Source organism: Sulfurimonas sp. NW7, assembly GCF_051132265.1.
Taxonomy (GTDB): Bacteria; Campylobacterota; Campylobacteria; order Campylobacterales; family Sulfurimonadaceae; genus Sulfurimonas; species Sulfurimonas hydrogeniphila.
On the sequence record NZ_CP093235.1, the window covers coordinates 701,966 to 716,969 of the forward strand.

Sequence of the window (15,004 nt, forward strand, 5' to 3'; positions counted from 1 at the left end):
ACTGGTCCTTGTAAGATCAGATATAAATACATCAGTCAGATGTCTTTATATCTGATCTTGTCTAGGTGGCTATAGAGAGAGGGAAACGCCTGGTCCCCATTCCGAACCCAGAAGCTAAGCCTCTCATCGCTGATAATACTGCAGGTTTCACTTGTGGGAATGTAGGTCGCTGCCTAGTTGATCAGATTTTTCTTTCTAACTTTCAATCTTTTTAATCAAACAACTGACTTTTTTACCAAATCTACCTTTTACTAAGTAATTCTATGATATTATTTTATATATAATTTTAGGATGATATATGAAAAAATATATAAAAGATCAAATTAAAAAATCATATGAAACAAAACAGGCTATTTATGAAAATGATGATTTACTTTCTAAGATAGAAAAGGTGGCGTATGAGTGCGTGAATATATACCGTCATACAAACAAAAAAACAATTCTTGCAGGAAACGGAGGCAGTGCTGCGGATGCACAGCATATTGCTGCGGAACTTGTGGGCAGGTACGGTTTTGACAGACCTTCCATTCCTTCATTGGCGCTTACTACAGATACATCAAATCTTACTGCCATTGGCAACGATTACGGATATGATCAGGTCTTTTCCCGTCAACTTGAAGGAATGGGACAAGAAGGTGATATTTTTATCGGTATTTCAACTTCTGGTAATTCACTTAATATTATTAAGGCATTTGAGTCTGCAAAGAAAAAAAAGATTATGACAGTTGCTCTCACGGGTCGTGATGGTGGTGAAATGGCAAAAATGGCTGATATTGCCCTTATTGTTCCTTCAAATGCAACACCTAGAATTCAGGAAGCTCATATATTGATAGGACATATTCTTTGCGACATCATTGAGAAAGAGATATTTGGTGAGGGTGTTGGCAGATAAGAGATGAAAAAAGCACTTTTTTTAGATAGAGACGGTGTTGTCAATGTTGAAATAGAGTATCTCTATAAGAGAGAAGATTTTGAATTTATTGATGGTATATTTGATTTGTGTAAACATTATCAGAATTTAGGATATTTGATTATTATTGTAACAAACCAGTCTGGTATAGCGAGAGCATATTATACAGAAGAAGATTTTGAGTTGCTTACAGACTGGATGATACAAGAGTTTAAAAAGAGAAATATTGATATTGCAAAAGTCTATCATTGCCCGCATCATCCGGATATTAATATAAAATGTAGTTGCAGAAAACCTGAACCGGGAATGATTTTGGAAGCACAAAAAGAATTTAATTTGGATTTAACACATTCTTTAATGATTGGTGATAAGGAACGGGATATTGAGGCTGCCATAAATGCCGGTATTTCAGAAACATATTTATTTGATGAAATGAATCAGATCAGAAGTTCCAAAGCAACAAAAACAGTCAGTAAACTTGATGAAATATGGAAATAAAATGCTGATACTCAACAGTGGTGGTACATTTAACAAACGATACAATGAAATAAGCGGAGAACTTGAAGTTCCTTATGACAATGCAGCTATTGAAAGAATTTTATTCAGTGCTCAGGAAGTGTACAATCTTGCAGGAGTCGTTTACAAAGACAGTCTGGAGATGGACAGTAATGACAGACGTATGCTTGCTGATATTATACGGGAATCAACAGAAGATACTTTTGTGATAGTGCATGGCACCGACACTATGGAGCTCAGTGCCGAGTTTTTGGATGAAGTATTTGATGACAGAAAAATCATTATTACGGGCGCTATGAAACCGTTTGAAATTGACAATATTGAAGCATCCTTAAATCTTGGTATGGCTATCGGATATGCAAAAGCGGTAGAAAAAAATGGTGTTTATATATGTATGAGCGGCTTAGTCGAACCTTGGAAAAACATTCAAAAAAACAGAAATATAGGGAAGTTTGAAGTTGTCAGATAAAATAGCCTGTGATCACTGTCATTTAGAATTTTCAAAAGATGTAATGATACAAGAGGATGAACATTACTTTTGCTGTAACGGCTGTCAGGGTGTATTTCATTTACTTTCAGATGAAGGATTGGACGGTTTTTATGATAAGCTGGGCAATAATAAACTTGCACCGCCTTCACAGCAGTACGAAGACTCTTTAAATTTTGATTCGCCGGCATTTTATGAACGCTTTGTTACACTCAATAAAGATGGCTTCTGTGAAGTTTCTTTGGTTATTGAGGGTATTCACTGTGCTGCATGTGTCTGGCTGAACGAAAAAGCTTTGACAAATATGCAAGGTGTTATTGCTACGAACATCAATTATACAAACAACAAAGCAAAGATTGTCTGGGATGATGATACGGTCAAACTCTCCAAAATTATAGATATGATTCGTGCCATCGGATATGATGCATACCCTTATGATGCTTCACTGCAGGAACAAAAAGCAGATAAGGAGCGAAAGGAATATTACACACGGATGGCTGTTGCTGTTTTTGCGACGATGAACATGATGACGATTATGGTTGCGCAGTATGCCGGTTATTTCAGTGGTATATCTGAAAATATCAAACATATACTCAATATCGGAGAGTGGGTTTTAGCAACTCCTGTACTTTTTTACAGTGGATGGCCTTTCATTCGCGGAATGTATTACGGGATGAAGACAAAAACAGTAAATATGGACACACTTGTTGCTACTGGGGCGATACTAACCTATATATACTCTATTTATATTACTGTTACGCGCAGTGGTGAAGCCTATTTTGATTCGGTGACGATGATTATTACTTTTGTACTGGTTGGAAAATTCTTAGAGGTTTTAAGTAAAAAAAGTATTGCCGATACTTTGGATATTATGAATCATCATCTGCCAAATGATGTTAAAGTTGTTGTGGATAAAAAGATTAGTACGAAAAATGTCAATGATGTCATTGTAGGCGAAATTGTTTTGGTAAATTCAGGAGAACGTGTTGCTCTTGACGGTGAGATACAAGAAGGAAGCGGAAATTTTGATGAATCAAGCCTGACCGGTGAGAGTGAGCCTGTTTTTAAAACTGCAGGAGAGAATATCATCAGTGGAACGGTAAGTATTGATGCCGATGTCAAATATAAAGTTACGAGAGATTTTGCACACTCCACAATGAGTAATATTGTAGCCTTGCTGGAAAATGCAATGAATAACAAGCCAAAAATTCAGCAGTTGGCAAACAGGCTGAGTGAATATTTTTCCGAAGTGATACTGGCACTCTCTTTTATAACTTTTATCGGATGGTATCTTTACTCATCCAATTTTGAGCAGTCTTTTATGATCAGTATTGCCGTTATAGTGATAGCCTGTCCCTGTGCCCTTGCTCTGGCGACACCTGTCGCAACACTGGTCGGTCTCTCTATCGCTTCAAAAAGGGGGATACTTTTTAAGGAAGCTGCTCAGCTTGAGACAATGGCAAAGGCAGATGTTTTATTACTTGATAAAACAGGAACGATTACAAAAGGTCGACCTGAGGTTGTCAAAGAGGAGATATTTCTGCCGTTTCACAAGTCTATGCTTTATTCGTTATTGCTTAACTCAAAACACCCTGTTGCCAAAGGTGTGGAAAAATATATTTTTGATGAGGATTTGGATCCCTTAGAACTGGAAAGCTTTCAAAATATACCTTCGCAGGGTTTGAGCGCGATGTATGACGGTAAGATGCTTGCAGGCGGGAACGCGAAACTCATGCAAACCATAGGGATTGACGTCTGTAGTTCAAGCCAAAACAGTGAATTTTATTTTGCGTACGGCGGAGAACTTTTGGCTAAATATGAACTTTTTGACATACCGCGTGAGGATGCAAAAGAGGCTATAGCCAAAATTAAAAAAATGGGTATAGAGATAATTATGCTCACAGGAGACCATGAAGAGAGTGCCAAAAAAGTAGCGCAACTCGTTGGAATTGAACAGTACAAATATGAACTGACACCTCAGGACAAAGCCGTATTTATAGAAAACCTGCATGAAGATGCCAAAGTAACCGTTATGGCCGGGGACGGGGTGAATGATATTTTAGCTTTGGCAGGTTCAGATATTGCAATAGCAATGGGCAACGGAAGTGATATTGCCATAGAGGTGAGTGATGTGGTGCTTTTAAATGATACATTCAGTTCACTTTATGACAGTTTTAAAATCTCTAAAAAAACATTTACAATGATAAAAGAGAATCTTGCACTCTCTTTTATTTATAACGCTATTACAATTCCGTTGGCAATGGCAGGATATATTATTCCTCTTATTGCCGCAATTTCTATGAGTATCAGCTCATTAATAGTAGTAGGAAATTCAATGAGAATCAAATTTGGGTATAAGGATTAGAGTATGAGCAGTTGGGTAATAGGTATGATGCTTGGAGTGTCTATTTTTTTAGGAAGCATAGCTGTTGTGGCTTTGATATGGGCGATAAAGAAAGGGCAGTTTGATGATTCGGAACATTTTTTAAATGCGGTAAAATTTGACGGAACAGATGATTTAAATGATGCTTATGAAAAAGAGCAAAGAGTAAAAGAGTTAAAAGATAAAAAGAAAGAAAGTCTGCGAAAGAAAGATTACAGACCTGAATGACGGTAAGAATGAGTTACCTAAAAAGGTAACTCTAAAAATACTATTTACCGATTGTTTGAGCAAAAGCTTCTAAATCAGCGTCAGAATAACGAGCAACCTGCCCTTTCATGATACCTTTCATTGGTCCGCCGAAAGTTCCAGCTTTATACCCTTTAAGAGCCTCAGCAATTTCAGCGTGAGTCATGTTAGCAACAACTTTAGATTTACCCATTGCTTTCTTTTCCCAGTTAGCACCATGACATGCAGCACAAGCTTTCCCGTTTACTGCAGCAGATGCAGCTGTAACTAATGCTAATGTAGCGATTGAAGCGATTACGATTTTTTTCATTTTGTTTCCTCGTATAATTTATTTTATGAGTAAATAGGTTCTTTTATTAAAGTTTTTTGACTTTTTTATCAAGAAATATTACTCTTTTAAGATTGAAGTACTAACTTCAAATCTTGTAACTATCACAGTCTATGACTAAAGGTAAAACAACATTTTTCTCCTTATAGCAGAATATAAAATTTACCAAATTTGATCTACTGACTACATCATTAAGCCAGTTGGTATCTTTAGTTGTTAATCACTTATTACAAGCTGTTGGGGTAGCTGTTATTTTAGCACTTACAACATATAGATTAACGAGGCTGTGAACTCTAACATTAAGTTGTTAGGCAACCAAAGATTACACGACAAGGATTACAAAGATGTATTATGTAGGTATAGATATTGCAAAGAGTTTTCATGTTGTTTCTGTTATCGATGATAATGAAACTAAAGTTATTAACAAACCTTTTAAAATTAACAATGACTTAAAAGGATTTGAGAAACTACTTACTATTTTAGATAGTGTCACTTTAGAGAAAGATGACTTTCTTATTGGTATAGAAGCAACAGGTATTTATGGTGAAAATCTTTTAGAGTTTTTAAAGTCTAAGGGGTATAGTGTTAAACTATTAAATCCATTCCAGACTTCAAGGTATCGAGAGCAAATAACTATGAAAAAAGTTAAAAATGACAACATAGATTCTTTAGTAATAGCACTCTTTTTAAAAGATGGCAAATACTCTTCTGGTTATGTGACTGATGATGAGTATCAAAGTCTTAGAACACTCTATCGTAATCGTGCTTCTATTCAAGCAGATATGAAAGAGGTTAAAAAGAGAATACTAACTCAGATAACGGTTACATTTCCAGAGTTTGAAAGCTTTACAAATCCATTTACAATCAGTGGATTAGCACTGCTTGAGAAATATCCTACTGCACACCACTATAAGCATAGCAGTGTAGATAGAATCATGAAAGTTTTTAGTCATATTCAAGGGAATAACTTTAATAAAGATAAAGCCCTAAGACTACTAGAACTCTCAAGAGAATCTATCTACTCAGGTAAAGCCAAAGATGCACGAGCTATCGCTATTAGAAGCACTATTAGGCTTTTAAAAATGTACCTTAGTGAGTTAGATATTATTGAAGCTGAGATAGTTGCTTTACTGGATAAAAAAGGTATTAACTCTCAAACACTTGATGAACTTCCAACTAAAAATAGTTTAATAGAGAATCTTAAAACTATACCTGGGGTAAGCGATAAGACTATTGCTGCTGTTATTAGTGAGTGTGGAGACCTAACAAGGTTTCCATCCATTCCTAAGTTCATAGGCTACCTTGGGTTATTTCCTACTGAAAACAGTTCTGGTAACTCCAAGAGTGTTGGACATCTTAGTAAAAGAGGCTCATCCTTAGTTAAGCATGCACTTTATCTGAGTGCTACAAGTTGTTTGATACACAACAAACAGATGAAGCAACTCTACGATACTAAACGAAGTCAGGGTAAATCTAAAAAAGAGGGTTTAGTTGCTGTCTCAAGAAAACTTGCAACCATTATCTACTCTATTTTTAAATACAATACACCCTATAATCCAAATCGTGTATTTACAAATTAGTCATAAACAGTGATAAGTTAAAGATCCCAAGTTAGTACTTAAATCATTACTAAATTGTTAACCAAAATAGAAAAACTATATAGTTTATTCTATAGTTTGATTATCAAAATACTCTGTTCAAATTCAACAAAACTGAACTCAAAAAAGAGTATTTAAAAAATCAAACTCTGCAAGAATTTCATCTTGCATCGCTCTTTGAAATAATATTGTTACTATTCTGATGCCTATTTTTTAGTTTCCTTGCTTTTTAAGTTATTCTTTATAAAAAGGCTTAATTTCGAATTCAATTTATATTATAATGGGTAAAGTCTTAAATACTTGTTAATGAATTAAAAGGTATCATTTTATTAAAATTTATTTAGACGGATGGGAAGATGCGATACATAGAAGATGACTTAAAAGAAAAAACAATACTTATTACAGGCGGTGCGGGATTTATCGGTTCAAATTTAGCATTTTATTTTCAAGAAAACCATCCGGATGCCAAAATTGTGCTACTTGACAGTTTTCGAAGCACAGAGACACTGAGTAACGGAAATTTAAAAAGTTTTGGACATTTTAAAAATCTCATAGGCTTTAACGGTGAAATTATCAGCGGTGATATTAATGATAAAGATTTACTGCTTGACTTGGAAGTAAATTATGACTTTGATTATATTTTCCATGAAGCGGCCATTTCTGATACAACGGCACAGGAACAGGATTTGATGATAAAAACAAATGTCAATGCCTATAAAGATCTGCTTGATTTGGCAGTGGCACATAATGCCAGTATGATATATGCATCTTCTGCCGCAACATACGGAAATGCTGAGTCTCCGCAGCGAGTTGGGCGAGAGGCACCAAACAATGTGTACGGTTTTTCAAAACTCTCTATGGATCATTTAAGCCGTGAGTATATGAAAGAGTGCGATATAAATATAGTAGGGCTTCGTTATTTTAATGTGTACGGTGCACGTGAATATTTTAAAAATACAACGGCTTCAATGGTGTTGCAGTTTGGACATCAGATACTTGCAGGAAAAAATCCCCGTCTTTTTGAAGGCAGTGATAAAATTCTTCGAGATTTTATCTATATAGAAGATATTATACAGGCCAATATAAAAGCAATGCAGCCAAATACAAGCGGTATATACAATGTCGGAACAGGAAAGGCGAGAAGTTTTCAGGATATTGTTGATATTTTGCAAAAAGAGCTGGGTACCTCTTTGGAATGCGAATATATTCCAAACCCGTTTATCGGTTCGTATCAGTTTCATACAGAAGCAGATATAGCAACAACGAAAGAGGCTTTGGGCTATACACCGGCTTATGAGATGGAAGAGGGCATAAAAGAATATATTCCTGAAATTAAACGTATATATGAGGCAGAAGTAAAATAGATGCAGGTATTTAAAGAGGCAAAACCAAACATTTTGGTTCTGGGCGATTTGATGATTGACCACTACCTTTGGGGAAGTTGTGAACGAATCTCTCCTGAAGCACCTGTGCAGGTTGTGGATATCAATAAAGAAACGACAGTTTTAGGCGGTGCGGGAAATGTGGTTAACAATCTAAAAGCTTTGGGTGCGAATGTCAGTGTCAGCAGTGTGATGGGTGATGATGACAATGGTAAAGAACTTGTGAAAATGTTGCATGCTATTAATGTCAATACGCAAAATTTAATTATAGAGAAGAACAGAAAAACATCAAAAAAGAGTCGTGTTATTGCCGTTTCCCAACAAATTCTCAGATATGACAAAGAGAGTAAAAATGACATACTTCCAAGAAGTGTACAAAAGATTTTAGATTCCCTTGCAAAAAGTATTGATACCTATGATGCAGTGATTTTGTCCGACTACGGCAAAGGCGTGTTGACACAGGAACTTTCACAGGGCATCATCAAACTTGCAAAAAAACATAATGTAAAAGTCTTGGTTGATCCAAAAGGAAAAGATTTTTCAAAATATCGTGGAGCTTATCTGCTGACACCAAATAAAAAAGAAGCGGTTTTGGCAACAGGTATTGATATAAATGATGAAGCATCTTTAAAAAAAGCACTCTTGAAACTGAAAAATGAGTGTGATTTGGATGTTTCTTTGATAACACTTTCAGAAGAGGGAATAGCAACATTTGAAGAGGAAGTAAAAATTTTTCCTACCGTTGCCAAAGAAGTATTTGATGTAACAGGTGCGGGTGATACGGTGATAGCCTCTATTGCATTTGCTTTAAGTGTCGGCAAAAGTCTTGAAGAGACAGCAGCATTTGCAAATCTTGCAGCAGGTGTCGTGGTTGGCAAAATAGGCTCGGCTACAGTAACCATTGATGAGATAGAAGATTATGAGGCTTCTTTGCATAAAAGTACCTCGGATGCGCATATTAAAAATTTTGAAGAGATCGATGCCATTGTGCAAAGATACAAAAAAAGCGGTAAAAAAATAGTCTTTACAAATGGCTGTTTTGATATCTTGCATGTAGGGCATGTAAAGTATTTGCAAATTGCCAAAAGTTTTGGGGATGTTTTGATTGTCGGGCTTAATTCTGATGCCTCGGTTTCTCGTCTCAAAGGTCCGAGCCGTCCTGTAAATCCTGCGGAGGACAGAGCCTATTTGCTGGCTGCACTTGAAGCGGTCGATTTTGTCGTGCCTTTTGAAGCAGATACACCCTATGAACTGATTAAAATGATAGAGCCGGATGTGCTTGTAAAAGGAGGGGATTATGCAGGAAAAGAGGTTATAGGTACGGAATTTGCTGGTGAGTTACGACTGGTTGATTTTGTCGATGGCAAAAGTACAACAAAAACAATAGAAAAAATACAAGGAAAAATATGTTAAAAAAAATCACTTTAATGGCAGTTTCGGCTGTGGCTGTATTTGCAATGAACAGTGCAAGTATCAATATAAACAATGAAGATTTAGAATTAAATGCAAATCTTGATGTTGGACAGTTTAATGAGAATGTTGAACCGGAAACAATGTTTGTGGGAGTTCGATTTTTAGATGCTGATAATGCAAATCGTGTAAACAATGAAGCACTGTATGAAGTTAGTTTTTTAATGAAAAAAGAGGTGGGTGAGAGTGACCTGTCTGTTGGTTTGGGTATTAAAGCGAACTATACAAAGGATTACAGAGCTTTGCCTTTGGGAATTGTATTTGAGTATGCTTTACCTTCGGCAACAGTCGTCCCTATGGCTTTACACGCAGATGTTTATTATGCGCCAAAAGTTTTAAGCTTTGACAAAGCAAATAAATATTTTGAATACAGAGTGGAATGTGATGCCGAGGTTATCGATCATGGTCATGTTGTGCTTGGATACCGGCACATCAGAACTGATTATGATGATCTAAGAGGAAATTTCACATACAATGCATCAGGATATATAGGGTTTAAATTTGAATTTTAAACTGCTGACTGTTTTACAGCTTCTATAACCTCAGAAGCTGTAATGCCTTTCATGCAGTCGTGATGCTTAAGTGGGCATTCCCGCTTCATACACGGACTACAGTCGAGTTCATGCCGTACGATGATACTCTTTTCATTTTTCCACTGCGAAGTCTCTTTATATCTTGTCGGTCCAAAGATAGCTACTGTGGGTACTTGATACGCGGCAGCTACATGCATAGGTCCACTGTCGTTGGTAATAAAAAGAGAACATCCGCCGATATTTGCGCATAACTCCTCTATATTTGTTTTTCCGGCTAAATTTATATAGTTGTTTACATGTAAAGCTTTGAGATTATCTTCTATCTCTTGTGCCATTTCGACCTCATTGGGCCCGCCGAATATTATAATGTCATACTGTTTGCTAAAATAAGCCGCAACTTGGGCAAAACGTTCGGGGTACCATCTTTTTGCACTGCCGTAGGTTGCACCGGCATTGATACCAAGTGTCGGTTTTTCAAAACTTTTTGCCTTTATATAAAGTTTGAGCGGTGGAATTTCCTGGGTAAAATCATCTACATTGACCATGGCAATTTGTGTGTACTGCTCTACCAAGTGTTGGTTTGTTCTGATCTTCGGTGTGTGTGAAAGAAGCAGTCTTGAATGCCACGAAGCCCTTGCACAGCAGATGACGGTGCTTGTAAAACGCAGTAACAGAGTAGAGTGGATTTGATCCCGAAAGCTGACTGCCAGATGAAAAGTTCCCAGCTCTTTTGCCAGTCTGTAGGTTGCCACAAGACGCGAAGATGCTTTTTTTGTCTCATCAACAATGGCACGTTCACATAAAGGGTGGTGTTTGAGTGCTTCTATGCTGACATAACTGCCGACAAAAGTAAACTGTGCATTGGGATATTTTAAAGCCAAAAGTTCTATGGCCGGAGTTGCCATGATGGCATCACCCAGCCAGTTTGGCAAAATGATTAAAATTTTCATATTAGATGCGCTCACTTGCATTGACCTGTTTTCCTACCTCTTTTGTAATGAAAATATACAAAGGAGAAGAGCCGACAGTCAAGGTTTCATCTTCTATTTTTTCACCGGTTTTGGAGTAAACATCAAAAAAGTCTTGATTTTGGAGGGTTGTTTCTTTGAGTGACCAGTGGATTTGAAGTATCTTGTCATTGACAAGTACCTGCATTGTGTAGTAGCCTCGTTTAATATCCATGCGTAAAAACTGCGCATTTTCAAGTGTTTGAAGCATGTACATGTAAGTATAAAAAGCTTCTCTTTTTTTAATCCCTTCTCTGTTGTCAACCAGACCGTAGCCGGGAGCTATGAGCTGATGCCAGGAGACGGAATCGACCTGCTGGGAAGCAAAAGTCAAAAGATAGTAGCGCAGCATATAATCAGCATAGAGTGCTTCACTGACACATTCATACTCACTTGTCGGTGCATAAGGTGCCGTATTTGAGAGAGGCCAGTTCACTTCGGTTACATGTAACTCCTGCTTTGTTTTTAAAGAGAGCCACACCAGAGTGCTCAGCAGGGCAATTTTATCGCTTAGGGTAAATCCGAGCTGTGTATTTTCAGGAGCACCGCGTCTGTCAACATATAAAAGTGCCGCAATGCCGTCATATCTGCATTTGCAAAAGTTAAAAAGAGTGTGTACAGTAAAGTAAAATTCAAAATCTATAACACCGCTGCCAAGGAGCCGAATGTCGGGAAATTCCTTTTTTTTCAAATCATATGCAACTTTATAAAAATCAAGATATTCGCGTACGGAGAAAAATCCCCACTTTGCACGGTTGAGTGTTGAACCGATTTCATAGCGTGTTACAGAGGTGCCCAAGCTTGTAAAGATTACATGTAAATTATTTTTAAGGAGTTGTAAATCTTCTATATGTTCACGGTCCTGCAGGATTTTAAGTATAATCTGCTTATTGCTGTTTTGCTTGATAAATGCTGCAAGTTCATTGAGTCGGTCCATCTCCCAAAGTTTAAAACGGACAAGAATGCTTTTTACTTTCAACTCTTCAAGCATTGCCTGTGTCTCTTGAGTGTTTCTCTGCCAGTCGACACCTAAAGAAAAAAAGTTTGCTGTATTAACCTCTTTTCTTTTGACAAAGGGCATCATTAAAATACTCAAGGGAAGAATAATCAAAGAAGAGACAAATGTGAAAAGCAAAGAAAATTTCTCTTTTTTACGCATAGACTTTTTGTATCTCTTGTCTTGCAGCGGTGCCGGTTGGTCGGAATAGTCATCCCAGGTAAAAGGTTTTTTCATAAGTAGGATTATATCCTTTTTAGGATAAAATACATAAAAACTGAGACAGATTATAAAAATTATGTAGTTTTTTGGAACCTGGATTTTAACCTGGGCTGATTTGCTTATATGCCTAAAAGACGAAGCTAAAGCATCGTTTCCGAAAAAAATAAAAATTAGTTTTGAATTCTTTTGTTAGGATAATACGGAATGAGAATATTGGTCGTGCGTACAGACAAGCTAGGCGATTTTATAACAGCGTTGCCGGCAATGTATCTCCTTAAACAGCATAATCCTAAAAATAAAATCATAGCACTTGTCGCTCCTGTGAACAAAGCTTTGGCACTTACATGTAACTTTATAGATGAGGTTATTGTAGATGATGGAAAAAGCTCTGTTTTTTCACTTGTCAAAAAGCTCAAGCATTCAGATATTGATGCATCAGTCACGCTTTTTTCAAATACAAGAGTGGCGCTTGCACAGTTTTTAGCAGGCATACCAACAAGAATTGCTCCCGCAACAAAAATAGCGCAGATCTTTTATAACAAACGAATAAAACAGAGACGCAGTGAAGTTAAAATGGCTGAGTTTGAATACAATCTTGCACTGACACAAACTCTTTTTCCGGATATTAAACTGCAATATCCAAAACCACTGCTTCAGTTTGATAATGCCCAAAAGGAGTATGAAAAGTTTTGCCAAAAGTATAATATAACAAAAGATGTTATAGCTTTTCATGTAGGTTTTGGCGGTTCTTCGGATGCCAACTGGAATTTGGATGAGTATGAAATACTGATTCGTGAAACCTTACATGTAAACAGGTATAGCGTAGTACTAACTTTTGGTCCGGATGAAAAAAGCCTGGAAGAAGAGATGCAAAAGCGTCTGCAAGATACTGATGCTGTTTTTTATCTTTCAAATGACGGCATAGTAAATTTTGCAAGACTTATCAGCAGTTTTAAACTTTTTATCTCTACTTCTACAGGTACCTATCATTTGGCATCTTTAGTAGGAACCCCGACGATGACATTTTTTGGTGACTCAAAGTTTGCAAGTGCGCAGAGATGGAAAGCCGTTGGGGATGAAAAACTGCAAACACATTATATGTTGCCGAGTGATAAAGCCAAGCGTGCAGAGATGTTTGAAGCAGTGAAACAGGATTTGCTAAACGTATAAAAATATTCAGGCATACATCAGCCGGCACTGAAGTACCGGTTCTGAGAAACACTTTGGAACTCAGACTTTTAATGCTAAAGCATAACTTAGAAAAAAACTAAATTTTTTCTGTAGTCTGGGCTGAAAATGGCAAGAAAGTTCTAACAGCCGGCACTGCAGTACCGGTTCCGAGAAATATTTTGGAATCGGTACTTTAGTGCCGACCGGGTTTTTTGTTTTTTTGTTCTTTATTGAGTTCATAGAGTTTGATATATTTATAAAAATTCGTCACCATATGCGAACAGGCGATGACAAGTCCCACATAGCCGTCTCGAAATCCCTGTTTGAAAAAATAGGTTTTAATGAAAGAATAGGCTCCGTTAAAGAAAGCTTTTGCCGGAGAGGAATATTTTTTTCCTGCATTGTTTTTTGCAAAAAGAGTGGAGTAGGTGTTGGCTTTGTTTATAAACTGCTCTATGCTCTGGTAGCTGTAATGCAGTACGTTGCCGTCTAAAATCTCTGTATGCAAACCCTCTGTGATGATGTCTTCATGGACATCATTGTCATTATACTTTGTGACGGTTCTATTGTAGAGGCGTTTGATTTTTTGATTGTTCCAGCCACAGTGTTTGACTTCTATATTTTTGTAAAAAGCTCGAAAATTTAGAATATAGACAGTGTGCGCATCAAGCTTTTTTTGTTGCAGTGTCTTTTTCAAAGTATCATCGATGACTTCATCGCTGTCGATGATGAGAATCCAATCATTTTTGGCAAAACCTGCCGCTCTGTTTTTACTCCAGCCAAAACCTTTAAATTCGCCTTGGACTAAGTTTACATTTGAAAACTGTTTTGCAATCTCCATTGTTTTGTCAGTAGAACCGTTGTCATACACCACAACATCTTCAAATTCGCGCAGAGATTGGAGTGTTTTTTGTATAGTTGCTTCGTTGTTTTTTGCTAATACGACAGCAGAGATATTACCAATCAATTTCTTTTCCTTTGAGTCGTTTTTTGAAGTTTTTTCGTCTTTTGTTTTGAACAGAATACTCTATAACCTTTTGTACAAAATCTTCTTTGACTTTGCGGTGTTGCATATACTCCTGCGCAATGATCTGTAAATCTGCATTGCTTGCCCAGAGTTTTGCAAAGCTTTTTGCTCTTTTATTTTTATTTAGGGAACAAAAATCCATGCGGTTAACATCTACTATTTTAAATATATAGTTTTCAGCTTCTTGTTTGATCAAAATATTTCCCGGAGAATAGTCATTGTGAAATATACCGGCATTATGCAGTTGCAGACTGAAGCGGGCAAAGGCTTTTAGAATTTTTTCTCTTTTTGGAAAATTTTTATCGAGTAAAGGTTCTCGGATTGTAAAATCATAATCAAATTTTTTTGCCACAAAATAACTCTCAGCCAGAAGTCCCTGTCTGTAAAACTCAATATACCCAATAGGTTCAGGTGCAAAATTGCCTACTTTTATGGAGTTGTCATACGATTTTTTTGCTTTTGAATCCCGAAAACAGGTATAAAAAATGCGACGAAAGAAGTTTGGAATTTTAAAAGATTTGACAACAGTCTGTATCTCTTTGTAAGAAATTATTTTTAGTTCATTGCGGGCTTTGTGAATAGAGTTTTTGTTATCCCTGAAATATTTTTGCATGTGCAGCAAAAAATCTTTAAACTCATTTTCAAAAGACGGATTTAGTTTGTATTTCATAGAACTCTCATAAATAATTTTGTATAATAAAAATAATTATACAAAAAAAGGCATTAGC

At 36.6% G+C, this 15,004-nt stretch carries 15 protein-coding genes and 1 rRNA gene; 11 read left to right on the plus strand and 5 right to left on the minus strand.

All coding sequences use genetic code 11. The features are described from left to right. The first annotated feature begins 61 nt into the window (after positions 1-61). From rrf to ccoS, 6 genes are all read left to right on the plus strand, one after another. Positions 62-178: ribosomal RNA gene (gene rrf, locus MLC35_RS03805) — 5S ribosomal RNA — on the plus strand. A gap of 120 nt (positions 179-298) precedes the next feature. Continuing rightward, on the plus strand, positions 299-892 hold the full coding sequence (locus MLC35_RS03810) for a D-sedoheptulose-7-phosphate isomerase (protein ID WP_346388491.1): 594 nt from the start codon (positions 299-301) through the stop codon (positions 890-892). A 3-nt stretch (positions 893-895) separates the two neighbouring features. Next, positions 896-1,408 carry a D-glycero-beta-D-manno-heptose 1,7-bisphosphate 7-phosphatase gene (gene gmhB / locus MLC35_RS03815; protein WP_418641176.1) on the plus strand — a complete coding sequence of 171 codons (513 nt, stop codon included), beginning with the start codon at positions 896-898 and terminating at the stop codon, positions 1,406-1,408. Next, positions 1,392-1,895 carry an asparaginase domain-containing protein gene (locus MLC35_RS03820; RefSeq protein ID WP_230973246.1) on the plus strand — a complete coding sequence of 168 codons (504 nt, stop codon included), beginning with the start codon at positions 1,392-1,394 and terminating at the stop codon, positions 1,893-1,895. Before gmhB ends, MLC35_RS03820 begins: the two co-directional genes overlap by 17 nt. Next, complete coding sequence (locus MLC35_RS03825) at positions 1,885-4,278, plus strand: heavy metal translocating P-type ATPase (protein ID WP_346388493.1); 2,394 nt, start codon at positions 1,885-1,887, stop codon at positions 4,276-4,278. Before MLC35_RS03820 ends, MLC35_RS03825 begins: the two co-directional genes overlap by 11 nt. Positions 4,279-4,281: 3 nt before the next feature. Then, positions 4,282-4,524 carry a cbb3-type cytochrome oxidase assembly protein CcoS gene (ccoS, locus tag MLC35_RS03830; protein WP_151900769.1) on the plus strand — a complete coding sequence of 81 codons (243 nt, stop codon included), beginning with the start codon at positions 4,282-4,284 and terminating at the stop codon, positions 4,522-4,524. A 40-nt stretch (positions 4,525-4,564) separates the two neighbouring features. Here ccoS and MLC35_RS03835 read toward each other — a convergent pair whose 3' ends face one another. Further along, complete coding sequence (locus MLC35_RS03835; RefSeq protein ID WP_151900768.1) at positions 4,565-4,852, minus strand: c-type cytochrome; 288 nt, start codon at positions 4,850-4,852, stop codon at positions 4,565-4,567. Between the two features lie 362 nt (positions 4,853-5,214). On the opposite strand from MLC35_RS03835, the gene MLC35_RS03840 reads away from it, so the two are divergent. The 4 genes from MLC35_RS03840 (at position 5,215) to MLC35_RS03855 (ending at position 9,832) form a co-directional block, all read left to right on the plus strand. Beyond that, a complete protein-coding gene (locus tag MLC35_RS03840) occupies positions 5,215-6,450 on the plus strand; it encodes an IS110 family transposase (RefSeq protein ID WP_434636480.1) in 1,236 nt (411 codons plus the stop codon). Between the two features lie 374 nt (positions 6,451-6,824). Further along, complete coding sequence (gene rfaD, locus MLC35_RS03845; protein WP_434637878.1) at positions 6,825-7,832, plus strand: ADP-glyceromanno-heptose 6-epimerase; 1,008 nt, start codon at positions 6,825-6,827, stop codon at positions 7,830-7,832. Next, a complete protein-coding gene (rfaE1, locus tag MLC35_RS03850) occupies positions 7,833-9,263 on the plus strand; it encodes a D-glycero-beta-D-manno-heptose-7-phosphate kinase (protein ID WP_434637880.1) in 1,431 nt (476 codons plus the stop codon). Further along, the gene (locus tag MLC35_RS03855) at positions 9,257-9,832 is read left to right on the plus strand and encodes a YfaZ family outer membrane protein (RefSeq protein WP_151900765.1); all 576 of its coding nucleotides are present in this window, start codon (positions 9,257-9,259) and stop codon (positions 9,830-9,832) included. Before rfaE1 ends, MLC35_RS03855 begins: the two co-directional genes overlap by 7 nt. Here the strand turns inward: MLC35_RS03855 and waaF are convergent. Continuing rightward, positions 9,829-10,803: a lipopolysaccharide heptosyltransferase II gene (gene waaF, locus MLC35_RS03860; RefSeq protein WP_434637882.1), complete on the minus strand. Its 975-nt coding sequence runs from the start codon at positions 10,801-10,803 to the stop codon at positions 9,829-9,831. The two genes, MLC35_RS03855 and waaF, sit on opposite strands and share 4 nt — an antisense overlap. A 1-nt stretch (position 10,804) precedes the next feature. Next, the gene (locus MLC35_RS03865) at positions 10,805-12,094 is read right to left on the minus strand and encodes a glycosyl hydrolase (RefSeq protein WP_434637884.1); all 1,290 of its coding nucleotides are present in this window, start codon (positions 12,092-12,094) and stop codon (positions 10,805-10,807) included. A 189-nt stretch (positions 12,095-12,283) separates the two neighbouring features. Between MLC35_RS03865 and MLC35_RS03870 the strand changes: the two genes are divergently transcribed. Further along, a complete protein-coding gene (locus tag MLC35_RS03870) occupies positions 12,284-13,249 on the plus strand; it encodes a glycosyltransferase family 9 protein (RefSeq protein WP_434637886.1) in 966 nt (321 codons plus the stop codon). A 193-nt stretch (positions 13,250-13,442) separates the two neighbouring features. Here MLC35_RS03870 and MLC35_RS03875 read toward each other — a convergent pair whose 3' ends face one another. Then, the gene (locus tag MLC35_RS03875; protein WP_434637888.1) at positions 13,443-14,216 is read right to left on the minus strand and encodes a glycosyltransferase family 2 protein; all 774 of its coding nucleotides are present in this window, start codon (positions 14,214-14,216) and stop codon (positions 13,443-13,445) included. Beyond that, positions 14,206-14,946, minus strand: a complete 741-nt coding sequence (locus MLC35_RS03880; protein ID WP_434637890.1) for a lipopolysaccharide kinase InaA family protein — start codon at positions 14,944-14,946, stop codon at positions 14,206-14,208. The genes MLC35_RS03875 and MLC35_RS03880 overlap by 11 nt, the downstream gene beginning before the upstream one ends. Positions 14,947-15,004: the final 58 nt, after the last annotated feature.

Excerpts from the sequence above, each read along its gene's own strand:
- MLC35_RS03810 (WP_346388491.1), top strand. The coding sequence starts at position 299 with ATGAAAAAATATATAAAAGATCAAATTAAAAAATCATATGAAACAAAA.
- gmhB (WP_418641176.1), top strand. The coding sequence starts at position 896 with ATGAAAAAAGCACTTTTTTTAGATAGAGACGGTGTTGTCAATGTTGAA.
- MLC35_RS03820 (WP_230973246.1), top strand. The coding sequence starts at position 1,392 with ATGAAATATGGAAATAAAATGCTGATACTCAACAGTGGTGGTACATTT.
- ccoS (WP_151900769.1), top strand. The coding sequence starts at position 4,282 with ATGAGCAGTTGGGTAATAGGTATGATGCTTGGAGTGTCTATTTTTTTA.
- MLC35_RS03835 (WP_151900768.1), bottom strand. The coding sequence starts at position 4,852 with ATGAAAAAAATCGTAATCGCTTCAATCGCTACATTAGCATTAGTTACA.
- MLC35_RS03840 (WP_434636480.1), top strand. The coding sequence starts at position 5,215 with ATGTATTATGTAGGTATAGATATTGCAAAGAGTTTTCATGTTGTTTCT.
- rfaD (WP_434637878.1), top strand. The coding sequence starts at position 6,825 with ATGCGATACATAGAAGATGACTTAAAAGAAAAAACAATACTTATTACA.
- rfaE1 (WP_434637880.1), top strand. The coding sequence starts at position 7,833 with ATGCAGGTATTTAAAGAGGCAAAACCAAACATTTTGGTTCTGGGCGAT.
- MLC35_RS03855 (WP_151900765.1), top strand. The coding sequence starts at position 9,257 with ATGTTAAAAAAAATCACTTTAATGGCAGTTTCGGCTGTGGCTGTATTT.
- waaF (WP_434637882.1), bottom strand. The coding sequence starts at position 10,803 with ATGAAAATTTTAATCATTTTGCCAAACTGGCTGGGTGATGCCATCATG.
- MLC35_RS03865 (WP_434637884.1), bottom strand. The coding sequence starts at position 12,094 with ATGAAAAAACCTTTTACCTGGGATGACTATTCCGACCAACCGGCACCG.
- MLC35_RS03870 (WP_434637886.1), top strand. The coding sequence starts at position 12,284 with ATGAGAATATTGGTCGTGCGTACAGACAAGCTAGGCGATTTTATAACA.
- MLC35_RS03880 (WP_434637890.1), bottom strand. The coding sequence starts at position 14,946 with ATGAAATACAAACTAAATCCGTCTTTTGAAAATGAGTTTAAAGATTTT.